We start from the raw sequence: 25,008 nt of genomic DNA on the forward strand, positions 1-25,008 counted from the left end.
GGTCGGTGTCGCATTCGAAAAAGATGATCGTTCGATTATAGCGACGGGTTCTCGTCCAGCCCGGCGAGCGCGCGCAGCTCGGCCTCGTCGAAGCCCGCGTCGCGACGCGCCTCGAAGTTGAACGGGCCACGCAATTTCGGCGCGTGATACTGCTTCGCAAGACGCTCGTAAGTGGGATGCGGTTCGAGACTCGCCGCGTCGCAGAGAAAACGGAACCAGTGGTTGCCAATCAGCACATGACCGATTTCATCGCGCAGGATTACATCGAGAATCGCTGCCGACGCTTCGTCGCCCGCCTGCGCGAGACGCTTGCGAATGGGCGGCGAGGCATCGAGACCGCGCGCTTCGAGCGTGCGCGGCACGAGCGCCATGCGCGCCAGCACGTCGGCGCGGGTGCGCTCGGCCATTTCCCACAAGCCGTCGTGAGCGGGAAAATCGCCGTAGACGTGGCCGAATTGCGCCAGACGCGCGGTTAGCAGCGAGAAGTGATGCGCCTCCTCCGCCGCGACCTTCAGCCAGTCGATGTAGAACGCCGTGGGCATCGAAGGAAAGCGCCACACGGCATCGAGCGCCAGATTGATCGCGTTGAATTCGATGTGCGCAAGCGCGTGCAGCAGCACCGCGCGCCCCGCGTCGGATTGCATGCTGCGGCGCTTGAGCGATGACGGCTCGACGAGTTCCGGCGCCTCGGGACGGCCGGGCAAGTGGTCCGGTTCGTCGAGCACGACTTCCGGGTCGATGCGCGCCGCGCCGCTCAGCACGCGCTCGTACAGCGTGCGGGCGTCGCGCGCTTTCGTCACCGGATCGCGCTCGCGGAGAATGGCGAGCGCCGCGCGGCGCATGCAGGCATCGTCGGCGAAGGAAGTCGGAACGTTTTGCATGATGCTCGGTTAAGCGAAAGACGCCAGGAAGCGAATGCGGCCGGCGCGAAGGACGTTTCGGCGCAACCGGCTAAAATGGTACTCCCGGCGCACGCACGACACGCCGAAAGCAATAATCCGCGCGGTCAACCAATTGGACAAGGCGCGGAAAGACATACGACAAAGGCGCGCATTGTAGCCCTCGCGCGGTCCAGCGCGGCAACGAGCGCATCCCACCCTTCGAAGACAACGCCCAGGAGACACAGTGGCCATCTACAAACTCGGCGACGACGCCCCCACCATCCACGAAAGCGTCTTTCTCGCGGATACCGCGACGATCATCGGTCAGGTGACGCTCGAGGAAAATGCCAGCGTGTGGTTCGGCGCGACGCTGCGCGGCGACAACGAACCGATCGTCGTCGGTCACGGCAGCAACGTGCAGGAAGGCGCGGTGCTGCACGCGGACCCGGGCTTTCCTCTGACGATCGAAAACGACGTGACCGTCGGACATCAGGCCATGCTGCACGGTTGCACCGTAAAGGAAGGCTCGCTGATCGGAATTCAGGCGGTGGTCTTGAATGGTGCGGTAATCGGCCGCAACTGTCTGGTTGGCGCGGGCGCCATCGTCACCGAAGGCAAGGTTTTTCCGGACAACACGCTGATTCTCGGCGCACCCGCCAAAGCGGTGCGGGAAATCGGCGAAGCGGATATCGCCCGCATGCGCGGAGCCACGGCGAGCTACGCGGACCGGCGCGAATTCTACAAGGCGCAGCTCGTGCGCATCGGTTGAGCGGCTCATCCGCTTATCGAAGACGGCGCGTCTCGCCTCATCACCCCAAGGAAGAGTTGTGAACGACCAGTTGCAAAAATTCATGTTCAATGCGGCGCCCGTGCGCGGCGAGATCGTCTCGCTGCGCAATACGTGGCAAGAAGTGCTCGCGCGCCGTTCGTATCCGCAAGCGGTGCGCAATGTGCTCGGCGAGATGATGGCCGCGTGCGCGCTTCTGTCGGCGAACCTCAAGTTCGACGGCACGCTAATCATGCAGATATATGGCGACGGCCCCGTGAAAATGCTGGTCGTGCAGTGCAATTCGAATCTGTCGCTGCGCGCCACGGCCAAGCTTTCCGATGACGCGAACGAACAGCAGCTCGACGGCGACATGTCGCTTGCCGATTTGCTCAACCGCAATGGCCAAGGGCGCTGCGTCATCACGCTCGACCCGAACGACAAGAGGCCGGGACAGCAGCCGTATCAGGGCATCGTGCCGTTGTCGGGCGAGCACGGGCCGCTCACGTCGATGTCGGAAGTGCTCGAACACTACATGCATCACTCCGAGCAGCTGGACACGCGCATCTGGCTCGCGGCCAACACCGACCGCGCCGTCGGCGTGCTGCTGCAGAAGCTGCCGGGCGATGGCGGAATCGTGCCGCATCCGGGCGAACACGACGCCGATACTTGGCAGCGCGTGTGTCATCTCGGCAGCACGCTTTCCGCCGAGGAATTGCTGAAGGAAGAGCCCGAGACGGTGTTCCGGCGACTTTTCTGGCAAGAGAACGTGCAGCACTTCGAGCCTGCGCCCGCGCGCTTCCAGTGCAGCTGCTCGCGCGAAAAGGTCGGCGGCATGCTGAAGATGCTCGGCCGCGAAGAGGTGGACAGCGTCATCAAGGAGCGCGGCAGCGTCGAGGTTCACTGCGAGTTCTGCAATCAACGCTACGAGTTCGACCCGGTGGACGTTGCGCAACTTTTTGTCGCAAAAGAGCTCTCACAAGGGGTGAGCCCGGCGCCCGGTCAGCGGCACTGAGCCTTGCGGCGCCTGGGTTTGCGCGGGATTGGCGAGGGCATCTGCCGATCCGGCGCGGCTTTTGCATCGGTTGATGCATCAAGCTTGCCGCACGGTATGATTTTCACCCCGCCGAACTCAGTACCGGCCCGCTGGAGGTCGCAAATGAAAACCGCAACGCTCAACTGGAAACTTTCGTCGTGCCTCTTGGGCTTGGCGCTCGTCGCTGGCTGCACGATGGACCCGCCCGGCCCTTCGCCAATCTACAGCCGCTTGCCCAACACGCCGCTGCCCCCGCAAGAGACGCTCACGCCCGAGCAGCAGATGGCGCGCTATAACGCCATCGACAAACAGGCGCTGAACGAATCGCAGAAGGCTGCGAGCATAGGCAACGACGCCAAGATGATGTCCAATTACTACACGCCCCCCGTCACGGTCTACGGCGGCTATTCCAGCGGCGGCTGGGGTGGCGGTCCTTACTGGGGCTCGGGAATAGGCATCGGCACCGGCTATTCCTGGTAACGGCGAATCCCGCGCAAACCAGGCGCACATGAAAAATGGCGCGGTCGAAATATCGACTGCGCCATTTTTTTGTCCTGCCGGGAAAAACGAAAAGCCGCTCAGTTAGCCGCGCCCTGCTTCTTCTTCGCTTCGGCGGCCTTTTCCTTCTGCATTTTCTTGTCCGCGTCGCGCATTTCCTGCTTCGAGCGCGAAACCGGATTCGGCACCACGCGCAACGGCGCTGCCGAAACTTGCCCGCGCGTCGAACCGTTCATGCCGGGCACGTTGGCCGAGTTGACAGGCGCGTTGGAGTTCGGCGCGACGAATTGCACGAACACCTCGCTGTCCTTCACCATGCCCATCTCATAGCGCGCGCGCTCTTCAACAGCCGCGGTGCCGCTTTGCAGATCCTGCACTTCACCCTGAACGCGCTCGTTGCGCAGCTTCAGATTCGTGTTCTTATCGCTTTGCTGCGCGAGCTGCTGCTGCAATTCATGCACGCGAAGCCAGCCGCCGTGTCCCCACCACAACGGGTATTGGATCAGCGCCAGTAACAAGACCAGAACGACAGTTACGAGCCGCATTCGAGTAGCCGAAATAAGCGCCGCCCGGCAACCTCTATTGACGTCGAGGCCGTGGGCGGCGGGCTGAAAATAAGACTAACGTTCTTATCGACTAAAGCGGCAAAAGCTTTAGCGGAGGTTATAGAACGCCGACTTGCCGGGGTAGCTTGCGATATCGCCGAGGTCTTCCTCGATACGCAGCAACTGGTTGTACTTCGAGATGCGATCGCTGCGCGACAGCGAACCGGTCTTGATCTGGCCGGCGTTCAGACCGACGGCGATATCCGCGATGGTCGAATCTTCCGTCTCGCCCGAACGGTGCGAGATGACCGCCGTGTACGACGCGCGCTTGGCCATTTCGATCGCCGCGAAGGTTTCGGTGAGCGTGCCGATCTGGTTGATCTTGATGAGGATCGAGTTGGCGATACCCTTGTCGATGCCTTCCTTCAGGATGCGCGTGTTGGTGACGAAGAGGTCGTCGCCGACGAGCTGAATCTTCTTGCCGAGGCGATCGGTCAGCGTCTTCCAGCCGTCCCAGTCGCTTTCGTGCATGCCGTCTTCAATGGAGACGATCGGGAACTTGTCGGCGAGCGTCGCCAGATAGTCCGAAAATTCGCCGGACGACAGTTGCAGACCTTCGCCGGCCAACTGGTATTTGCCGTCGTGGTAGAACTCACTTGCCGCGCAGTCGAGCGCGAGCAACACGTCTTCACCTGCGCGATACCCCGCTTTCTCGATAGCCTGCAGGACGGTCGAGAGACACTCGTCGTTGCTGCCGAAGTTCGGCGCAAAGCCGCCTTCGTCGCCCACTGCCGTGCTCATGCCGCGATCGGCCAGAATCTTCTTCAACGCGTGGAACACTTCGGCGCCGCAACGCAGGGCTTCGCGAAAGGTCGGCTGGCTTACCGGCACGATCATGAATTCCTGGATGTCCAGGCTGTTGTTCGCGTGCGCGCCGCCGTTGACGATGTTCATCATCGGCACCGGCAGTTGCATGGCGCCCGAGCCGCCGAAGTAGCGATACAGCGGCAGTCCCGCTTCCTCGGCTGCGGCCTTCGCAACCGCCATGGAAACGGCGAGCATTGCGTTCGCGCCGAGTCGCGACTTGTTTTCGGTGCCGTCGAGTTCGAGCAGCGTCTTGTCGAGAAATGCCTGCTCCGAGGCGTCGAGGCCCATGATGGCTTCGGAGATCTCGGTGTTGATGTGTTCGACTGCCTTCAGGACGCCCTTGCCGCCATAGCGGCCGGCTTCGCCGTCGCGTAGTTCGATGGCTTCGCGCGAGCCCGTCGATGCACCCGACGGCACCGCTGCGCGGCCCATCGTGCCCGACTCGAGCAATACGTCGCATTCGACGGTCGGATTGCCTCGCGAATCGAGAATCTCGCGGCCGATGATATCTACGATAGCACTCATGGTTTCCTCAAATTGACGATGAATTCTGTCAGTCACAGCGATGCTTCGCGCGTCCAGGTTCGCGCGCGACGGCTTCGCTTGAGACACCTTCCACGGCCATCAGGTTCATTCCGTGGCGCTTGCCCGCGTGTTGCCACGCGAGCCTGGCGCCAGCGACGATCGAACCGTCTGGCACTGTCGAAATCGATGGTCCGCACATGAAACCGGCTGCATGCGTTTTGCTGCGGCCGCGGCGCGTTTGACAAGCCCTCGTGCCGCCAGGCCTTGCACGCCCATCTCCTCTTATGTTGTCACTCCGCGTGACTATTTTTAAGACACGGACGCCGTGAAGGCGACGCCCGCTTTCCTGCCTGAAGCGATTTGACGATCAGCTGAAGTCGTTTTCGAGAAACGGACCGCTCTTGACCGCGCGATCCAGCGCGACGAGCGTTTCGAGCAACGCTTCCATGCGATGCAGCGGCACCGCGTTCGGGCCGTCCGACTTCGCGCACGCCGGATCGGGATGCGTCTCCATGAAAAGCCCGGACACGCCCACGGCCACCGCCGCGCGCGCCAACACCGGCACGAACTCACGCTGGCCGCCCGAACTCGTGCCTTGCCCGCCCGGCAACTGCACCGAATGAGTTGCGTCGAACACGATAGGCGCGTTGGTCTCGCGCATGATGGCGAGCGAGCGCATATCGGACACGAGGTTGTTATAGCCGAACGACACGCCGCGCTCGCACGCCATGAAGCGGTCTTCCGAAAGACCGGCTTCACGCGCCGCGTCGCGCGCCTTGTCGATCACGTTCTTCATGTCGTGCGGCGCGAGGAACTGGCCTTTCTTGATGTTGACCGGTTTGCCCGAACGCGCGCACGCATGAATGAAGTCGGTCTGACGGCACAGGAACGCAGGCGTCTGCAGCACGTCCACGACCGATGCCACCGCTTCGATCTCGTGCTCGGCGTGCACGTCTGTCAGGACCGGCAAGCCGAGTTGCTTCTTCACTTCGCCGAGAATACGCAAGCCTTCGTCCATGCCGAGGCCGCGAAACGACTTGCCCGAGCTGCGGTTCGCCTTGTCGTAGGACGACTTGTAGATGAACGGCACGCCAAGCTTGTCGGTGATTTCCTTGAGACGCCCGGCGACGTCGATAGTCATCTGCTCCGACTCCACCACGCAGGTTCCCGCGATCAGGAAGAACGGCTTGTCGAGTCCCGCTTCGAAGTGACACAGCTTCATGCTTGCGCTCCTGCCGTGGCCGCGGTCTGCGTGGTGCTCGCGCCGCCAGCCGTGAGACTATGCGCGCGCGCCGCTTCGACGAATGCCTTGAAGAGCGGATGCCCGTCGCGCGGCGTGGACGTGAACTCCGGGTGGAACTGGACGCCGACGAACCACGGATGCTGTGCTTGCGGCAACTCCATCATTTCGGGCAGATCCTCGCTCGGCGTACGGGCGCTGATGATAAGTCCGCCGGCTTCGAGCTGGGGCACGAAACGGTTATTGACCTCATAACGGTGACGATGACGCTCGTTCACATCCGTGCCGTAAATACGCTCGGCCATCGTACCGGCCTTGATCGGGCACTTTTGTGAACCGAGACGCATGGTGCCGCCGAGATCCGATTCCTCGCTGCGCTTTTCGACGCGGCCCGCACGGTCGTACCACTCGGTGATGAGCGCGACGACAGGATTGGTCGTGTCGGCATTGAACTCGGTGCTGTTGGCGTCGGCGAGACCGGCGACGTCGCGCGCGAACTCGATGACCGCGAGTTGCATGCCGAGACAGATGCCGAGATACGGCGTCTTCGACTCGCGCGCATAGCGGATTGCCTTGATCTTGCCTTCCGTGCCGCGACGCCCGAAACCGCCCGGCACCAGCACGGCGTCGAGATGCTTGAGACCGTCCGCGCCTTCGGCTTCGATCTGCTCGGAGTCGATATATTCGATGTTGACCTTGGTCGACGTATGAATGGCGGCGTGACGCAGCGCTTCGATCAGCGACTTGTACGACTCCGTCAGTTCGACGTACTTGCCCACCATGCCGATGGTCACTTCGTTCTTCGGATGCTCGAGTTTTTCGACGAGATCCGACCACATTTTCAGGTTGGCTGGCGGCGGCGAGAGCTTCAACTCGTTGCAGACGATTTCGTCGAGGCCCTGATCGTTCAGCATCTGCGGAATCTTGTAGATGCTGTCGACGTCCCACACCGAGATGACCGCTTCCTCATGCACGTTCGAGAAGAGCGAGATCTTCTGGCGCTCGTCGTCGGGGATCGGGCGGTCGGCGCGGCAAAGAAGCACGTTCGGATAGATACCGATTTCACGCAGCTTCTGCACGCTGTGCTGCGTGGGCTTGGTCTTCAGCTCGCCCGCGGTGGCGATGAACGGAACCAGCGTGAGGTGGATGAAGCACGCGCTGTTGCGGCCCATGCGCAGGCTCATCTGACGCGCGGCTTCGAGGAACGGCAGCGATTCGATGTCGCCCACCGTGCCGCCCACTTCGACGATTGCCACGTCAGGCTGCCCGCATGTCGCCGCGGCGGCACCGCGTTCGACGAAAGCCTGAATCTCGTTGGTGATGTGCGGAATGACCTGCACCGTCTTGCCGAGATACTCGCCGCGACGTTCCTTGCGGATCACCGATTCGTAGATCTGGCCCGTGGTGAAGTTGTTGGCCTTGCGCATCTTCGTGCTGATGAAGCGCTCGTAATGGCCGAGGTCGAGATCGGTCTCGGCGCCGTCTTCGGTCACGAACACTTCCCCGTGCTGGAACGGGCTCATCGTGCCGGGGTCGACGTTGATGTAGGGATCGAGCTTGAGGAGGGTGACTTTCAGACCGCGCGATTCGAGGATCGCGGCGAGGGAGGCGGCGGCAATACCCTTGCCAAGGGAAGAAACTACGCCGCCGGTGACGAATACATATTTGGTCATCGCTAGATGCTCGCGGGAAAAACGGATTATACCGTAAAGGCACGCACCCACCCAGAGGATCGGCGGCGCAAATGCCCTGCATCGGTGCGCGCCTCGGCGATGCGCGCGATGTCTGTCGCGGGCGGTGCAAACGCCCGTTTCAGCACAAACATACGATCATGCGCCGCACCGCGCGATACGTGCATGCGCGCGGACGATGTCCTGAGAACGGCGCCTCGTTCAGCGATTCATCCAGTAGCGCAAGTGAGTCTGCCGGAAGCGTTCGAGCACGATCTCTTGCCCGAAGTCGATCCGCGCCGCGCCGTCTTCATCGCTTCGCGACAGCGCGATCTCGCGCAACTGATAGCGCGCATAAACGGTCGGGTTCGGATGATGAAAACGGTTGAGATAACCCATCTGAAATATCGCGGCGAGCGGCTTCACGGAGTCGAGAAACGGTTCGGTCGATGACGTGCGGCTGCCGTGATGCGGCGCGATCAGCACGTCCGCGTGCAACGCCGCGCGATCTCGCGCGATGAGCGTGCGTTCGTCGCCTGCCTCGATATCGGCGGTGAAAAGCGCGCTGCGGCCTTCCGCGTTCGTCACCTTCATCACGCAACCTTGATGATTCGGCTTGCCGGTAAGCGGCCCGGCATCCGGCCAGAGCATGCTGAAGTCCACGCCGTCCCACGTCCAGTGCTGACCTGCCGCGCAGCGCAGCCTCTCGGCCCCGCGCGCGCGTGCAAGCGACCACAGCAGGTCGCTTGCGGGCAGCGACGCGAGCAGTTGCTCGACCGCGATGCCTTGCAGCACTGCGGGCGCGCCGCCTGCGTGGTCCGAATCGGAGTGACTGATGACGAGCGTATCGAGCGAGCGGATGCCCGCCGCGAGCAGATACGGCGCGACGATACGTTCGCCCGCGTGCGTCGATTCGGGGCCGGGACCGGCATCGAAAACGAGCGTATGACGACGGGTTTCGACGACGAGCGACGAGCCTTGCCCGATGTCGAGCGCGGTCACGCGAAACTCGCCATGCGGCGTCACGTGATTCGCGGATGCGAGAAGCGGCAGCCACGTGAGCGGCGCGGCAAAGCGCAACGGCCAGCCGCGCGGCGCGAGCGCCCACGCGACGCCCACGCATGCGGCGACGAGCGCAAACGCGCCGGGTTGCGGCAAGTGCCAGAGCGGTGAATTCGTCGTGGCCGCGAGGCGGGCGAGCCCATCGATCATGATGCTCAACGATGCATGCGCGAAATGGAGCGCGGGGGCGTCCAACGGCGCGGGAAGGATCAGTCCCGCGAGCGTCGCGGGCGTCACGAGCACGCTGACCCAGGGAATCGCGAACAAGTTGGCCCACGGGCCGATGAGCGGTATCTGCGAGAACCAGTAGATGGTCAGAGGCGCGAGCGCGAGTGTCACGGCGTATTGCACGCGCAGGCTCGACAAGGCGTGACGACGTCCATTCGATGCGGCACGGCGGCAAGCTCCGGTGAGCTTTTGGAAAGCACCGGGGCTTGGGTTGATCACGCGTCGCGCCTGTTCGAGCGGCGTGGTATGTGCCGGGGACGCGATCGGCACACGAGCGCTGTCGTTACTCTCGTCACGCACGAGCGCGGCGGGCTGGCCTCGCGCCGCTTTCGAACCCGTCCTTACATTCGCTCGCTGCCGGCCAGCGTCGGGATCCGGCGGCTCCCGCGCCTCCATCTCCCGCGCGATCGTCTCTGCATCTTCCACCACCCTCACCGCTTGCCGCCCCACCGACGCGATGCCATGCAGAATCGCCGCGACCGCGCCGAACGAAAGCCAAAATCCGGGTGACGTCACGGCCCACGGATCGGCAAGCAGCACGAACGCGAGCGCCCAGCAAAACACCAGCGAAGAAGCCGGCCTTCGCCCGCCGATAAATCCGATGCCGAACACGACCAGCATCCACAACACGCGTTGCGCGGGCACGTTGAAACCGGCGAGCGCCGCATAGCAGGAAGCGAAGATTGCCGCGCCCAAGGCCGCGATTTTCGGCGCGGATACCCACAGCGGCGCCGCCATGCCACGCAGCCGCATGCGCTTCCATGCGAAGCCGCACAGCAACGCCGCGAGCCCCGCCACGAAGCCGATATGCAGCCCCGAAATCGCAACGAGATGGCTCGTGCCGGTCGCGCGCATGATGGCCCAGTCGCTATCGCTTACCGATGACTGCGCGCCCACCGCCAACGCCACGATAATCCCCCGGTGGGGCGCATCCGCGAGCACGGTGTCGATGCGTCCGCGCAGATGCGCACGCATGCGCTCTATCGCGAGCAGCGGCCCGCGCGCATCGACACGCAAACGCCGTGGCGCCCGCACGTTCGACATCGCGCCCGTCGCGCGAATATTGCGTTCGAGCAAAGCGACTTCGCTGTCGCGCAGCCCGAAGTTCGCGTTGCCGTGCGCACGCTTCAAACGCGCGTAAAGCGTCCAGCGCTGACCCGGCACGAGCGTCGGCGGCGCGTTGGCGTGGCCTCGCTCGGCGGGCATCCACAGCAATCTGACGATGCGCGGAAAGTCTCGCAACCCCGCGCCATTCGATTCGACTTCGAACAGGAACCGCACGCCGTCCGTCTGAGCCTCGGGCAGACCGCGCACGAAGCCGGTCAACGCGATATCGCGTTGTTCGTAAGCAACCGGCAGATGCGCCTGCAGTCGCACGTCGGCGCGCAACGCGGCATAGGCGAAACCGAATGCGAACGCGGCCAGGACGAATGCCGAACGCCGCCGGGCCCCGAGCGCACCGGTGCCGCAAAGGCACAACGAAGCGCAGAACCACGCCAACCACGACGGCAATTGCGCCTGCTGTTGTAACCACCAGACGCCCGCCGCGAATCCGAGCAATATCGCGCGCACCTATCCTCACCCACACGTTCGATCAAAGCGAACGCATCCGCATCGGAAAACCAAGTCATCCGAAGCAATGCGAAACCTGCGAACGATTATGCAGAGGCAAGCGCGAGCCGGGGCAATGCGCGATGCGCGTTAGCCGTTGTGCCGATGGCAAGCGCGTTTTCATCGATGCCGCGCAACTCGGCCAGCACCTTCGCGATACCCGGAACCTGATCCGGCGAATTGCGCCCCTTGTAACGCCAGGAAGGCGCGATATCGGGCGAATCGGTTTCGAGAACGATGGCTTCGAGCGGCAAGTCGCTGGCCAGACGGCGGATCTGTCGCGCGCGCTCGAACGTCAGATTGCCGCCGAAACCGAGATGCATGCCTTGCGCGATGAACGCCTCGGCTTGCTGAAAACTGCCGTTGAACGCATGCGCGATTCCGCATCGGATGGCATGCACGCGCAAGCCCTTCAGCACCTTGTCCTGCGACTTGCGTACATGGCAGATCACCGCGAGATCGAACTCGCGCGCGAGCTTGAGTTGCTCGTTGTAGAAGAACTGCTGGCGCGCGTCGTCGAGCGTGGGCACGAAGTAATCCAGCCCGATTTCGCCGATGCCGACGAACAACGGATCGTCGAGACTCGCCTCGATCTTCTCGCGCAGAACGCGCAGATCGTCCTCCCGCGCGCCCGGCGTGAAAAGCGGATGGATGCCGAGCGCGTACGCCCCGCCCGCGATGCCATGCGCCAGATCGCGCACGGTGTCGAAGTTGCCGCGATCCACACCCGGAATCACGATGCGCGACACGCCCGCGCCGAGCGCGGCATCCGCGACGGCGGCGCGGTCCGCGTCGAACTCCGAGGCATCGAGATGGCAGTGCGTATCGATCCACATGGCGTCCTCCGCGGCGCGCGTGATTACACCGGCACGGACGGCTCTTCGTGCAGCACGCCGTCGCGCAGGCGCATGATGCGGTCGCATCGCGCGGCCAGATCGGGGTCGTGCGTGACGATCACGAAGCTCGTCGAAAGCGTCTGCGACAGTTCCAGCATCAGATTGAAGACCGTGTCGGCGGTGCCGCCGTCGAGATTGCCGGTCGGTTCATCGGCGAGCACGCACGCCGGATGCGTGACGAGCGCCCGCGCAATGGCCACGCGCTGGCGCTCGCCGCCCGACAGTTCGCCCGGCCGATGCTTCGCGCGATGCCCGATGCCCACGCGCTCCAGCATGACCATCGCTTCGCGGCGCGCCTCGTCTTCCGGCATGCGGCGAATGCGCAGCGGCATCGCCACGTTATCGAGCGCGGTGAATTCCGGCAGCAGATGATGGAACTGATACACGAAGCCAAGTGCGCGATTGCGCAACTCATTGCGCTCCTTTTCCTTCAACTGCGTGAACGGCTTGCCGAGCAGCGAGACTTTGCCCGCGCTCGGTTCGTCGAGGCCGCCGAGCACATGCAGCAAGGTGCTCTTGCCCGATCCCGACGCGCCCACGATGGCGAGCTTCTCGCCGCGCCGCACTTCCAGTTGCGCGTTGTCGAGCACCTGCACGTTGAAGCCGCCCTGCACGAAAGTCTTCGAGATGGAAGACGCGTGCAACACGATATCGTTCTGGTTCAAGTCACTCATAGCGCAGCGCCTCCGCCGGACGAACCTTGGAACCGCGCCAACTCGGATACAGCGTAGCCAGCGACGACAACAGGAACGCGATGACGCCGATCTTCATGACATCGCCCGGGACGAGTTCGGACGGCAGTTCGCTGATGAAATAAACCGAAGGCGGCAGAAACTGCACGTTGAAGAGATGCTCGATCATCGGCACGAGCCACGGAATGCTCCATGCGACGAGACATCCGAACGTCACGCCGAGCGCCGTACCGATGAAGCCGATCGTCACGCCCTGCACCACGAAGATCTTCATGATCGATCCTGGCTGCGCGCCGAGCGTGCGCAGAATGGCGATATCGGCTTGCTTGTCGGTGACGGTCATCACGAGCGACGAGACCAGATTGAACGCCGCCACCGCGATGATCAGCGTGAGGATGATGAACATCATCCGCTTTTCGATCTGCACGGCGGAGAACCACGTCTTGTTCTGCTGCGTCCAGTCGCGAATATACAAGTCGCCCGAGAGCGTGTGCGCGAGTTGCCGCGCGACTTCGGGCGCGCGCTGCATGTCCTTCAGCCGCAGCCGCACGCCGGTTGGCGCAGGCAGGCGGAATAGCGCCTCGGCATCGCGAATGGAGATGAGCGCGAGCGTCGAATCGTATTCGTAGTGGCCCGACTCGAAGATGCCGACCACCGTGAATTGCTTGAGTCGAGGCATCATGCCGGCCGGCGTGATCGTGCCTTCGGGCGCGACGAGCGTGATCTTGTCGCCGGTCATCACGCCGAGATTGGTCGCGAGATCGCGTCCGAGCACGATGCCGAATTCGCCCGGCCTCAAGTCCGCGAGCGCGCCCGAGCGCATTTCCTTGCCGATGTCCGACACTTCCGGTTCCAGCGACGGCTCCACGCCACGCAACGCCACGCCGCTCACCGCGCCTTGACGCGTAAGCAGCGCCTGGGCTTCGACATAGGGCGCCGCGCCGAGCACTTCCGGATTGCGGCGCGCTTCCTGCGCGGTCACTTGCCAGTTGGGCATGGAACCGGTCGGCGAGAAGATCTCCACGTGCGCGAGCACGGAGAGCATGCGGTCGCGCACCTCTTTCTGGAAGCCGTTCATGACCGAGAGCACGACGATCAGCGCGGCGACACCGAGCGCGATGCCCGCCATCGACACGAGCGCGATGAAGGAGATGAAGCCGTTGCCTGTGGTGCGTTTGCTGGCGCGCGTGTAGCGCCAGCCTATCTGCCATTCATACGGGAGTTTCAAGCGAATCCTTTCTTCTACGGTTGCTGCGTTGCCGTCGTTGCTTGCGGCTTCGGTTTTGCGCTTCTCTCTTGATTACGCACATGCGCGACTAGCGGATGCAGCGCGACGCGAGCGCGAAATTGGCGAAAGTTTGCCATATTAGGACAATTCAAAGGCGCGGCGCAGGTCCGATCGATGTCCGGCGACGAAGAAATCGCTTCTCCCAGGGCGATGGCGAGCACCGATGCCGCGTGCGCCTTTGCCCTACAATGCCGACCATCATGCCCGTTTCCGACCTCCATCTTCTGCTCCCCTTCGCGCTGCCTGCCGCAGCAGACGCCGCCACCGCGCTACACGGGCTGCAAAGCGCGGCGCTCGACAAACTCCTCGCGCGCGCGACGCTGGAAGAACGGGTGATCGGCGAAGACTTTCAGCGCACGTTGCCGCACGAGCGCTGGATTGCGCAACGTTTCGATGCCGCCGCGCCAAACTCCGACGAAGCGCCGCTCGCACCCTACATGCTCCTCGCCGATGGCGGCACGCCCGGCGATGCGCTCTGGGCGTGTATCGAGCCGGTTCACGTGCGCATCGCGCACGACCATCTCGTGCTCATCGATCCGGCCACGCTCGGCGTGCGCACGGAAGAAGCCCGCACGCTCTTCGATACGGCGCGGCCCGTGATCGAAGACCTCGGCATCACGCTGCAAGCGCCCACACCGTTGCGCTGGTATGTGTCGGGCGGCGCGCTGGGCGCGCTCGCGGGCGCGTCGCCGTTGCGCGCGACGGGACGCAACATCGAAATCTGGTTGCCGCACGAAGCCCGCACGGGCGAACGTTCGCGCGCTTGGATGAAGTTGCAGAACGAAATCCAGATGGCGTGGTTCGAACATCCGGTCAACGAAGAACGCGAGTCGCGCGGCCTGCCTGCGATCAACTCCATCTGGCTGCACGGACAAGGCACGCTGCGTTCGGTCAAGAGCCCGTTCGCCCGCATCATGTCCGACGCCGCCGCCACGCGCGGTCTCGCGCTCGCCTCGAACATCGCGCCCGAAGCGCCAGCCGACTCTTTCGCCGCGCTCGCCAACGGGCGAGAAGCGCAAGAAGGCACGACGCTCGTCGAACTCGATCCGTTCTCGGCGCCGTTCATCGAACAGGACTGGGCGCGCTGGAACGACTCGTTGCAGGCGCTCGAAACCGCGTGGTTCGCGCCCGCGCTCGACGCGCTCGCGAACGGCACGCTCAAGAAACTCGGTATCACGCTCTGCGGCGATACAGGCTCGGTGACGCTCGGCGTCACGCGCTCGGACTTGCGCAAGTTCTGGCGACGCCGGCCGATCGCGGCGCTTTTCATCGAATAGGTCACTGACAGCATGACGCGTATCGTTACCCGCGCCGCCTCCCCCGCCGATGCCGAAGCCCTCGCGCGCCACGGTCTGCACCCCGTCATCGCGAGGCTGTATGCGTCGCGCGGCGTCACGTCGCCCGACGAAATCGAAACCGAGTTCAAGCGCCTGCACGCGCCCGTCGGCCTGAAGGGTTGCGATGCCGCCGCCGTCGTTCTCGCCGATGCGCTCGCAGCGAACAAGCGCATGCTCGTCGTCGCCGATTACGACTGCGACGGCGCGACCGCCTGCGCCGTCGCCGTGCGCGGGCTGCGCATGTTCGGCGCGGACATCGACTATCTGGTTCCGAACCGCTTCGAATATGGCTACGGGCTCACGCCGGAGATCGTCGAACTGGCGGCGCGTTCGCCACGCGGCGTACCCGATCTTCTGATCACGGTCGATAACGGCATTGCCAGCGTGGATGGCGTCGCGGCCGCCAATGCGCTCGGCATGGAAGTCGTCGTCACCGACCATCACTTGCCCGGCGACGAGTTGCCCGCCGCGCGCGCGATCGTCAATCCGAATCAGCCGGGCTGCGCGTTTCCGAGCAAATGCATCGCGGGCGTGGGCGTGATGTTCTACGTGCTGCTCGCGCTGCGCGCCGAACTGCGGCGTCGCGACACCTATGGCGATGGCCGCCCCGAACCGCGTCTCGACGGCCTGCTCGATCTGGTCGCGCTCGGCACCGTCGCGGATGTCGTGAAGCTCGACGCCAACAATCGCATTCTCGTCGCGCAGGGTTTGAAGCGGATTCGCTCGGGCCGCATGCAGCCGGGCATCGCCGCGCTTTTCCGGGCCGCGAGTCGCGATGCGCGCACCGCTTCCGGCTTCGATCTGGGCTTCGCGCTCGGACCGCGTCTGAACGCGGCGGGACGGCTGTCGGACATGTCGCTCGGCATCGAATGCCTGACGACCGACGATATCGGCCGCGCGTGGGAACTCGCGCAACAACTCGACGGCATGAACCGCGAGCGCCGCGAGATCGAAGCGGGCATGCAGCAGCAGGCGCTCGCCGAATTGCAGACGCTCGACCCCGGCGAGCGCGCCACGCTCACGCTCTACGACGCGAGCTGGCATCAGGGCGTGATCGGCATCGTCGCGGGGCGGCTGAAGGAGCGGTTTCATCGGCCGTCGTTCACCTTCGCGCACGCCGACGACAGCGGCGTGCTCTGCAAAGGCTCCGGCCGCTCGATTCCGGGCTTTCATCTGCGCGACGCCGTCGATCTCATTTCGAAGCGCGAACCCGGTCTCATCCACAAATTCGGCGGTCACGCGATGGCGGCGGGCCTCACGCTCGCCACCGCAGACATTCCGCGCTTCACGGCCGCGTTCGAGGCCATCGGACGCGAATGGCTGACGGCCGACGCGCTTTCACGCACCATCGAAACCGATGGCGAACTGGAGGACGCGTATTTCACGCCGCAATTCGTCGAATTGATCGATGCAGCCGTGTGGGGACAAGGCTTTCCGGCGCCCACGTTCTCCGGCGAGTTCGAGGTCGCGTCGCAGGCGCTCGTCAAGGACAAGCATCTGAAGCTACAACTTCTGCGCGGGCGCCAGCGCTTCAACGCGATCTGGTTCAACCATGTCGACCCGCTCCCGGCGCGCGCGACGGTCGCTTACCGGCTCGTCAGCGATTCGTGGAACGGCGTGGCGCGCGTGCAGCTGATCGTCGAACACGCGGGCTGAAAACCCGCCGGAACGGCCCGCTCGAAGCGGGAAAACCCGGTCGATCGGCTATAATTGCACCTTTTTACGAAGCCGAAGATCGACAATGGAAGCGGAACGTCTCAACGCGATCGAAAGCCTTCTGGCCGACCTGCGCCGTCGCGCGGGCGAGCTACGGGGGTATCTTTGACTACGACGCCAAGTCAGCGCGTCTAGCCGAAGTCAACAAAGAACTCGAAGACCCGAACGTCTGGAACGACTCGAAGAACGCGCAAGCGCTCGGTCGTGAGAAGAAGCTGCTGGACGGCGTGGTGTCGAAACTCACCGCGCTCGACAACGACCTGCGCGACGCCAGCGATCTCTTCGAGATGGCGCACGAGGAAGGCGACGAAGAAACGCTCGTCGCCTGTGAAACCGACGCGGAAGCACTGCGAGTGCGCGTCGAAGACACGGAATTTCGCCGGATGTTCTCGAACCCGGCCGACCCGAACAATTGCTTCATCGACATCCAAGCGGGCGCGGGCGGCACCGAGGCGTGCGACTGGGCGTCCATGCTGCTGCGCCAGTATCTTCGCTATTGCGAACGCAAGGGCTTCAAGACCGAAGTGCTCGAGGAATCCGAAGGCGACGTCGCCGGCATCAAGAGCGCGACCATCAAGGTGGAAGGCGAATACGCCTACGGCTATCTGCGTACCGAGACGGGCATTCACCGCCTCGTGCGCAAGTCGCCGTTCGACTCGTCGGGCGGGCGGCATACGTCGTTCTCGTCCGTGTTCGTGTATCCGGAAATCGACGATTCGATCGAGATCGAAATCAATCCCGCCGATATCCGCACGGACACGTATCGCGCTTCGGGCGCGGGTGGCCAGCACATCAACAAGACCGACTCCGCGGTGCGTCTCACGCACGCGCCGACCGGCATCGTCGTGCAGTGCCAGAACGACCGCTCGCAGCACCGCAACCGCGCTGAAGCCATGCAGATGCTGAAGGCGCGTCTCTACGAATTCGAGATGCGCAAGCGCCAGGCCGAACAGGACAAGCTCGAATCGAGCAAGACCGATGTGGGCTGGGGCCATCAGATCCGCTCCTATGTGCTCGACCAGAGCCGCGTGAAGGACCTGCGCACCAGCGTGGAAATGAGCAACACGCGCGCCGTGCTCGACGGCGACCTCGACGACTTCATCAGCGCGAGCCTGAAACAGGGCGTTTGAGTTTCGCGGCGCGGATCCCGGCTTTCGGTATCCGCGCTTTCGTCTGGCCCTCGCCGCGCCGCATCCCACCGTATCGAAAGCTACACATCATGACCGAACCGACTCAAGCGGGCGCCGCGCCCGAACTGGAAGAAAACCAGATCATCGGCGAGCGTCGCGACAAATTGCGCGCGCTGCGCGAGCAAGGAGTCGCTTATCCGAACGACTTCCGTCCGACGCATCAGGCCGCCGCGCTGCAAGGCGAATTCGCCAATACCGACAAGGAAGCACTCGAAGCCAATCCCCTGCCCGTGGCGCTTGCCGGCCGCATGATGCTCAAGCGCGTGATGGGCAAGGCCAGCTTCGCGACGGTCCAGGACGGCAGCGGCCAGATCCAGTTCTTCATCACGCCCGCCGACGTCGGCGCCGAGACTTACGACGCCTTCAAGAAGTGGGACCTGGGCGATATCGTCGCCGCGCGCGGCGTCCTGTTTCGCACGAACAAGGGCGAACTGTCGGTGCGCTGCACGGAACTGCGCCTGCTTTCGAAGGCGCTGCGTCCGCTGCCCGACAAGTTTCACGGCCTTGCCGATCAGGAAATGCGCTATCGCCAGCGTTATGTCGATCTGATCGTCACGCCGGAGTCGCGCAAGACCTTCATGGCGCGGACCAAGGCGGTCACGTCCATTCGCAATTTCATGGCGCAGGCGAGCTTCATGGAAGTCGAAACGCCAATGCTGCACCCCATTCCGGGCGGCGCGGCCGCCAAGCCTTTCGTTACGCACCACAACGCGCTCGACATGCAGATGTTCCTGCGCATCGCGCCGGAGCTGTATTTGAAGCGGCTGATCGTCGGCGGCTTCGAGCGTGTGTTCGAGATCAATCGTAATTTCCGGAACGAAGGCGTGTCGCCGCGACACAACCCGGAATTCACGATGATGGAGTTCTACGCCGCATACACGGATTATCACTGGCTCATGGACTTCGTCGAGCAACTGATCCGCCAGGCGGCAATCGACTCGCTCGGCACCGCGAGCATCACGTATCAGGGCCGCGAACTCGATTTTTCGAAGCCGTTCCATCGGCTGACGATCAATCAGGCTATTCAAAAATACGCGCCGCAATACACCGACGCGCAACTCGGCGACGCCGCGTTCCTGCGCACGGAATTGAAAAAGTTCGGCGTTGATACGACGCAACCGGCGTTTTTGAATGCGGGCATTGGCGCATTGCAATTGGCGCTTTTCGAAGAGACGGCTGAATCGCAACTGTGGGAGCCGACATATATCGTCGATTATCCAATCGAAGTGTCGCCGCTCGCGCGTGAGTCGGACAGCGTGGCGGGCATTACGGAGCGCTTCGAGTTGTTCATCACGGGCCGCGAGATCGCCAACGGCTTTTCCGAATTGAACGATCCGGAAGATCAGGCCGCGCGCTTTCAGAAGCAAGTCGATCAGAAAGACGCTGGCGACGAAGAAGCCATGTTTTTCGATGCCGACTATATTCGCGCCCTCGAATACGGCATGCCGCCGACAGGCGGCTGCGGAATCGGCATCGACCGGCTAGTGATGTTGCTGACCGACAGCCCGAGCATCCGCGACGTAATTTTGTTCCCGCATCTGCGTCGCGAGGACTGAGTTAGTGGCGCTGACAGTGATGTCAGCGCTGTCTTGCAGCGCTTCTGATCAATGCCCCATCAACACGGCGGCAATCTGCGCGAACAGAATTTTCAGAATGGTCATCGACGGGAAAATCATGGCATAGCCGATATCCGGTTTATCGGTTGGCGTCACGCGATTGGCAAACGCGAGAATGGCGGGATTTCCCGTAGCACCGCTGAGAACGCCAATGGTGGTATCGAACGGCAGCTTGAAAATCACCAAGCAAAAAAACGCCGTCACGAGCACTAACGCAATCAGAATCGCCGCGCCGTAAAGCAGGAGCGAAACACCCGTCGCACCTACTTCGGCAAAGAATTTCGGTCCGGAAGCAATCCCGACTTGTGCCAGAAAAATGGTCAACCCGAAGTTCCGCAGAACCAGATTCGCCGACAATGGCACGCTCCAGATAAATGGCCCCGAGCGACGAATCTTCCCGAGATAAAGCGCGGTCAGCAGCAGCGCCGCAAGCCCGAGCGTCAGTTTCCCCACGCCGGGCACGGGAATCGGAATCATGCCAATGAGCAAGCCAATCGCGGCGCCAACGCCAATCGAGATGAAGCTGAGTTCGGCCGTCCCTTTGATCGAGTCGCCGAACAGTTTGCGAACCGCTTTGGCATGCGTCCGATTCACCAGCAACCCGACCCTGTCTCCGGATTCCAGAATCAGATCGACGTGAGGCAACATGTCGGCGTCGCCTCTGCGCACATGAGCAATCGAGCAGACGACGCCATCGGGAAATCGAATGTCCCCAATGCGCTGCCCGGTCATGACCCGGCTCGATACGAACACGCGCAGGTAATCCAGATCTTCCCGATGCCGCGTGATTCTGCCCGGCTGAACCTCGCCGATGAGTGTGGCCGCCTCCTCCAGCGCGGCCGGCTCCAATGCCGTTGCCAGCAGGACATCGCCGGTTTGCAGAACGAAATCCGCGGTCGGCAGCCGGTTGCGATGCGCGCGGCGAACGGCGGCAATGGTCACGCCATCCGGCAACTCCGCATGAAGTTCGACTGCGCTGAGACCGACGAGCGCGGGATTTTGCAGGGCGATCTCCGCCGTCTCGATGTTGCTTTCGGGCGGCGCCTCGATCTTCACTTTGAGCAACGCGCCGAGGGCGTAGATCATCAGTATCGGACCGGCGACGCCGAATGGATAAGTCACGCTGTAGCCCACGGCGGCGCCATCGCTATGCAAGGTTGAGATCACGGCTTGCAACGTTGCCGTACTGGTTCCCGAGCCCGCGAACAAGCCGAGCGTTTCGTCGAGCCTGAGACCGAACGCCGGCACCAGCGCGAGCGACACGAAACCCGCCGCGACGACGCCAAGCGCCGCTGCCGCGTTGGCCCGCAATCCGTCCGCGCTCGTCAGTCCCTTGAAGAAATGCGCGCCGTACTGAATGCCGATGCCGTACAGAAACAGCAACAAGCCGAGCGTGCCGAGCAGCGCGGGCGGCAAGGCTTTCGGCGCGAATCCGCCGATTGCCAAGCCGACGAAAAGCACGGCCCCCGATCCGAGCGAGACGCCTTTGAGGCTGATCTCGCCAATCACATAGCCGAGCGCGATCGTGAGGAACAACGTGAAGAGCGGCTGAGCTTCGAGCAGCGTCCTGATTGCGTTCATAACGTCCTCTTGTCGATGTCAGCCGCGCCACGCATCGTCTTTCCGCTGGCAATGCGCCCGCCGACGTTCAGCTTCCCAGCAGCCTTAACGCGTGACGGGCAATCATCAATTCTTCGTTCGTCGGGATGACACAGACATCGACTGCGCTCGTCGAATCGTCGATGCGCCGTTCGTGGCGTGCATTGGCCGCGTCGTCGAGCGATACGCCGAGCCATGCCGCCGCGCGCCCCACGCGCTCGCGCACGGGCGCCGCACGTTCGCCGATGCCGCCGGTAAACACGAGCGCATCGAGCCCGCCGAGCGCGGCCGCAAGCGAGCCGAGTTCGCGCGAGATTCGATAGCAAAACAGATCGACCGCTTCGGCGGCAGCGGGGGCATCGCTCGCGAGCAGCGTGCGCATATCGCTGGAAATGCCCGACACGCCGAGCAGACCGGAGCGCTTGTAGAGCAGCGTCTCGATGGCATGTGCGTCCATGCGCGCTTCCTGCATCATCCACAGCAGCACGCCGGGATCGATGCTCCCGCAGCGCGTGCCCATGACGAGCCCTTCGACGGCCGTGAAGCCCATCGTATTGGCGATGCTCTTGCCTCGATCGAGCGCCGTCATGCTCGCGCCGTTGCCAAGATGAAGCACCACGCTCTTGCCATTGGCGGCCTTCGCGCTGTATTGCGGCAGAACGCTCGCGATGTACTCGTACGACAGCCCGTGAAACCCGTAGCGCCGCACACCGCGTTGCGTGATCTCGGGCGGCAGCGCGAAGCGCGTTGCCGATGCGGGCTGCGTATGGTGGAAGGCCGTATCGAAACATGCGATTTGTGGCACCTGCGGATTGCGCGCTCGTATCGCGCGGATCGCTGCGAGGTTATGCGGCTGATGAAGCGGTGCGAGCGGAACGAGCGCTTCCAGTTGCGCGAGCACGTCCGTATCGACGCGCACCGGCGCTGCAAATCGTTCACCGCCATGCACCACACGATGACCCACGGCAAGCAGTTTCGCGCCGGAAGAGCGTTCACGCAGCCAGTTCAGCAAGAACGTGATCGCATTGTCGTGCCCGAGTTGTTCGCCTTCGGGCCAATGCTTTTCGTCGATGAGTTCGCCGTTCGGCCGCCTGGCCTCGAAGTACGGCTTGCCGTAGATCTCTTCGAGCTTGCCGCCGGCGACAGGATCGAGGCTGCCTTCCATCTCGACGTATGCATGAAACTTGATGCTGGACGACCCCGCGTTGATGACCAGAACGACGTCCATACATCCCTCTAGACGATCGCGGCCGAAGGATTCTCGCGCCGCGCGAGCGCCACGAGCGAGGCCACCGCGCATGATGCGAGCCGCGTCATGATCGAATCCGCACGGCTCGTCAGGATGATCGGCACCTTCGCGCCCAGCACGATGCCCGCTGCATCCGCGCCGGCGAGAAACGACAGGCTTTTTGCCAGCAGGTTTCCGGATTCGAGGTCCGGCACGACGAGCACGTTCGCGCGCCCCGCCACCGGTGATTCGATCCCCTTGATCCTTGCGGCTTCCTCGCTGATTGCGTTGTCGAGCGCGAGCGGGCCGTCGAGAATGCCGCCCGTGATCTGCTGGCGATCGGCCATCTTGCAGAGCGCGGCGGCATCTAGCGTCGAGGGCACCTTCGAATTCACGGTTTCCATCGCGGAAAGAATCGCTACCCGCGTCTCGGCAATGCGCAATGCGTGAGCGAGATCGATGGCGTTCTGCACGATGTCGCGCTTCTGGTCGAGCGTCGGTGAGATGTTGACGGCGGCGTCGGTGATGATCAGGGCGTTTTCGCGGCCGGGAACATCCATCACGAAACAGTGGCTCACGCGCCGCCCGGTGCGCAAGCCGTTGCGCGTGACCACCGCGCCCATCAGTTCGTCGGTGTGCAGCGAGCCTTTCATCAGCGCTTCCGCGCGCCCTTCATGCACGAGCTGCACCGCGACTTCCGCCGCCGCGTGGCTGTGCGGAACGTCGATGATGGGTAGATCGCCGAGATCGAGATTGCACTCGCTGGCGACCGCTTCGAGTTTGCTGCGCGAGGCCACGAGAATCGGCGCGACGAGCCCGAGCCGCGCCGCCTCGATGATGGAAGACAGAGAGTCGTGATCGCATGGATGAGCGACTGCGGTCGGCAGCGGCGGCAAAGTACTGGCGAAAGCGAGCAGCCGCTCGTATTTTTCGCGTTTGAATTCCATTTCATGCCCTCGATTGGCGTGAACTGCTGGCGCTTGGCGATACACGATGAGTCGAGCACCGGCATCGATGCGCGTCGTGTGACTGCTTCGCGCCGCTGCCACGTTCGATCGTGCTGCCGCTTCTCGCCGTGCCGGATCGTGGCCACGGAGCGTCTCTCTGTGCGGGTCTCGTAATCGACGGGAGGCATCGATCCTCGCGACTGCCTTCGCGCGGCTGGGTCAGCATACGCTGCGCGAATTCGCCGGAACACACTCGGTTAGAGAACGGCCGACGCGCATCTCTGAAACGATCAGCATGGCGAATAAACGCGAAACGGCATCGACGATTGGTTATGTCGATGGGGCTTCTTGCGTCGTCGCGTTGCAAGCGATTTAGCGTTTTGCCGGGCGGTTACGGCAATGGCATTCCACGCGTTACGCGAAGACTTTCTCTTTGTGTGAGGCGCAACGCGGGAACAAGAGACCGTTCAAGAAGTGGCGGCGCCTACGCGCGAGGAGCGCCCCGCTGACGATCAGCTTATTTCCAGCCGTTTTTGCCCGAGGCATCATCTTTTTGTAACTACTGGTAAAGGTCGAGCGGGTCTTGCTCGCGTCAAATCGCCTTCGGACAAGGCGGATCACGTTTGGCATTATTTGTGCTTTCCACCTTGTGCCTAGCGGTTGAGCATTTGTTACAACCGCTTAAGCATGAAATCCGGGGTTCCCCGAGAATCGTATTGCACAGACGGCATCGGCAGTATGCCGCTTATAGTCAGCGCATCCGCGCTCCCAAAGCCTCGGCACGGAGGTCCAAAAAATGGATAACGGGAACAGTAAATTTACGCCGGCCACTTCGCCCTCGACAGGCAATGGTCAACCGCCACAACGGCGTCTGCATCCGCTCATCGCCACGGCGGCGGGCGCGGTGATCGTCGCGAGTCTCGTGGCCACGGCTGCGATGACGGGAATCTTCCCGCGCGCATCGAGCAATTCGGCGGATACGGCGCAGACGCAGGCGGCAGCCGTCGCGCAGCAGCAACCCAGCGCTGCGCAACAAGCACAACAGCAGCAAGCGGCGCAACAAGCACAACAGCAGGCAGCGCAGCAACAAGCCGCTCAACAGCAAGCCGCGGAACAAGCCGCGCAGCAACGGGCGGCCCAGCAGCAAGCTCAACAACAGCCGCCTGTTCAGCAACCGTCGTATGCACAACAGCCTCCCGCGCATCCGGCTTATTGCTCGACCTGCGGGACGGTTGAAGCCATCTCAGCCGTTCGTCAGGAAGGACACGGTACCGGCATCGGTGCGGTGGGCGGCGCGGTGGCGGGTGGCGTCGTCGGCAACCAGTTCGGCCGTGGTGGCGGACGTACCGCAATGACGCTCCTTGGCGCGCTTGGCGGCGGTCTGGCAGGAAATTCGGTCGAGAAACACGTTCGCAGCGAGACGGACTATTCGGTGCGCGTGCGGATGGAAAACGGCAAGACGCGCTACTTCACGTATAAGCAGCAACCGCCGTTCGGCGAAGGTCAACGCGTACGTGTGCAGAACGGCACGTTAGTGGCGGGTTGAGCCGTTCGCGAACACCTGCACTAG

Annotated in this window: 20 protein-coding genes; 8 read left to right on the forward strand and 12 right to left on the reverse strand. The window is 63.2% G+C overall.

All coding sequences use genetic code 11. The annotated features are described in order from the left end of the window. Positions 1–35: 35 nt before the first annotated feature. Complete coding sequence (locus NCT03_RS09190) at positions 36–881, reverse strand: ferritin-like domain-containing protein (protein WP_250492570.1); 846 nt, start codon at positions 879–881, stop codon at positions 36–38. A gap of 244 nt (positions 882–1,125) precedes the next feature. Between NCT03_RS09190 and NCT03_RS09195 the strand changes: the two genes are divergently transcribed. The 3 genes from NCT03_RS09195 (at position 1,126) to NCT03_RS09205 (ending at position 3,163) form a co-directional block, all read left to right on the forward strand. Then, positions 1,126–1,650, forward strand: coding sequence for a gamma carbonic anhydrase family protein (locus NCT03_RS09195; protein WP_244825592.1), 525 nt, complete (start codon positions 1,126–1,128; stop codon positions 1,648–1,650). A 58-nt stretch (positions 1,651–1,708) separates the two neighbouring features. Next, entirely contained in the window at positions 1,709–2,662 is a 954-nt protein-coding gene (hslO, locus tag NCT03_RS09200; protein WP_244825594.1) for an Hsp33 family molecular chaperone HslO, read from the forward strand. Between the two features lie 144 nt (positions 2,663–2,806). Next, complete coding sequence (locus NCT03_RS09205; protein ID WP_244825596.1) at positions 2,807–3,163, forward strand: hypothetical protein; 357 nt, start codon at positions 2,807–2,809, stop codon at positions 3,161–3,163. Positions 3,164–3,261: 98 nt separating this feature from the next. Here the strand turns inward: NCT03_RS09205 and ftsB are convergent, their stop codons facing one another. The 8 genes from ftsB to NCT03_RS09245 form a co-directional block, all read right to left on the reverse strand. Beyond that, entirely contained in the window at positions 3,262–3,726 is a 465-nt protein-coding gene (ftsB, locus tag NCT03_RS09210; RefSeq protein WP_244825598.1) for a cell division protein FtsB, read from the reverse strand. Positions 3,727–3,834: 108 nt separating this feature from the next. Then, the gene (gene eno, locus NCT03_RS09215) at positions 3,835–5,118 is read right to left on the reverse strand and encodes a phosphopyruvate hydratase (protein ID WP_244825600.1); all 1,284 of its coding nucleotides are present in this window, start codon (positions 5,116–5,118) and stop codon (positions 3,835–3,837) included. A gap of 367 nt (positions 5,119–5,485) precedes the next feature. Then, positions 5,486–6,340: a 3-deoxy-8-phosphooctulonate synthase gene (kdsA, locus tag NCT03_RS09220; RefSeq protein ID WP_244825602.1), complete on the reverse strand. Its 855-nt coding sequence runs from the start codon at positions 6,338–6,340 to the stop codon at positions 5,486–5,488. Continuing rightward, positions 6,337–8,031 carry a CTP synthase gene (gene pyrG / locus NCT03_RS09225; RefSeq protein WP_250492571.1) on the reverse strand — a complete coding sequence of 565 codons (1,695 nt, stop codon included), beginning with the start codon at positions 8,029–8,031 and terminating at the stop codon, positions 6,337–6,339. Before pyrG ends, kdsA begins: the two co-directional genes overlap by 4 nt. Positions 8,032–8,250: 219 nt before the next feature. After that, positions 8,251–10,890, reverse strand: coding sequence for a ComEC/Rec2 family competence protein (locus NCT03_RS09230; protein ID WP_250492572.1), 2,640 nt, complete (start codon positions 10,888–10,890; stop codon positions 8,251–8,253). An 86-nt stretch (positions 10,891–10,976) separates the two neighbouring features. Then, the gene (locus NCT03_RS09235; RefSeq protein ID WP_250465187.1) at positions 10,977–11,765 is read right to left on the reverse strand and encodes a TatD family hydrolase; all 789 of its coding nucleotides are present in this window, start codon (positions 11,763–11,765) and stop codon (positions 10,977–10,979) included. Positions 11,766–11,788: 23 nt separating this feature from the next. Further along, positions 11,789–12,499 carry a lipoprotein-releasing ABC transporter ATP-binding protein LolD gene (lolD, locus tag NCT03_RS09240; RefSeq protein WP_244825608.1) on the reverse strand — a complete coding sequence of 237 codons (711 nt, stop codon included), beginning with the start codon at positions 12,497–12,499 and terminating at the stop codon, positions 11,789–11,791. Continuing rightward, positions 12,492–13,745 carry a lipoprotein-releasing ABC transporter permease subunit gene (locus NCT03_RS09245; protein ID WP_244825609.1) on the reverse strand — a complete coding sequence of 418 codons (1,254 nt, stop codon included), beginning with the start codon at positions 13,743–13,745 and terminating at the stop codon, positions 12,492–12,494. The genes lolD and NCT03_RS09245 overlap by 8 nt, the downstream gene beginning before the upstream one ends. Positions 13,746–13,993: 248 nt before the next feature. Here NCT03_RS09245 and NCT03_RS09250 point away from each other — a divergent pair, with 248 nt between their 5' ends. From NCT03_RS09250 to lysS, 4 genes are all read left to right on the forward strand, one after another. Next, positions 13,994–15,082 (forward strand): regulator, encoded by a 1,089-nt coding sequence (locus tag NCT03_RS09250; RefSeq protein WP_250492573.1) that lies wholly within the window; start codon positions 13,994–13,996, stop codon positions 15,080–15,082. Between the two features lie 12 nt (positions 15,083–15,094). Beyond that, positions 15,095–16,798, forward strand: coding sequence for a single-stranded-DNA-specific exonuclease RecJ (gene recJ, locus NCT03_RS09255; RefSeq protein ID WP_244825611.1), 1,704 nt, complete (start codon positions 15,095–15,097; stop codon positions 16,796–16,798). An 85-nt stretch (positions 16,799–16,883) separates the two neighbouring features. Next, a protein-coding gene (gene prfB / locus NCT03_RS09260) for a peptide chain release factor 2 (protein WP_244825612.1) occupies positions 16,884–17,988 on the forward strand; the annotation gives its coding sequence in 2 pieces (ribosomal slippage) (positions 16,884–16,964 and positions 16,966–17,988; 1,104 coding nt in all). A gap of 89 nt (positions 17,989–18,077) precedes the next feature. Next, on the forward strand, positions 18,078–19,604 hold the full coding sequence (gene lysS / locus NCT03_RS09265) for a lysine--tRNA ligase (protein ID WP_244825614.1): 1,527 nt from the start codon (positions 18,078–18,080) through the stop codon (positions 19,602–19,604). Positions 19,605–19,652: 48 nt separating this feature from the next. Here lysS and NCT03_RS09270 read toward each other — a convergent pair whose 3' ends face one another. The 3 genes from NCT03_RS09270 to NCT03_RS09280 all read right to left on the reverse strand — a co-directional run bounded on the left by NCT03_RS09270 (position 19,653) and on the right by NCT03_RS09280 (position 23,438). Beyond that, on the reverse strand, positions 19,653–21,245 hold the full coding sequence (locus tag NCT03_RS09270) for an aspartate:alanine exchanger family transporter (protein WP_250492574.1): 1,593 nt from the start codon (positions 21,243–21,245) through the stop codon (positions 19,653–19,655). 67 nt (positions 21,246–21,312) lie between these two features. Then, the gene (locus NCT03_RS09275) at positions 21,313–22,491 is read right to left on the reverse strand and encodes an acetate/propionate family kinase (protein WP_250492575.1); all 1,179 of its coding nucleotides are present in this window, start codon (positions 22,489–22,491) and stop codon (positions 21,313–21,315) included. An 8-nt stretch (positions 22,492–22,499) separates the two neighbouring features. Further along, a complete protein-coding gene (locus tag NCT03_RS09280; RefSeq protein WP_250465192.1) occupies positions 22,500–23,438 on the reverse strand; it encodes a phosphate acetyltransferase in 939 nt (312 codons plus the stop codon). A 796-nt stretch (positions 23,439–24,234) separates the two neighbouring features. Between NCT03_RS09280 and NCT03_RS09285 the strand changes: the two genes are divergently transcribed. Beyond that, positions 24,235–24,984: a glycine zipper 2TM domain-containing protein gene (locus NCT03_RS09285; protein WP_250492576.1), complete on the forward strand. Its 750-nt coding sequence runs from the start codon at positions 24,235–24,237 to the stop codon at positions 24,982–24,984. Positions 24,985–25,008: the final 24 nt, after the last annotated feature.

This window comes from Caballeronia sp. GAWG1-1 (assembly GCF_023631465.1).
Taxonomy (GTDB): domain Bacteria; phylum Pseudomonadota; class Gammaproteobacteria; order Burkholderiales; family Burkholderiaceae; genus Caballeronia.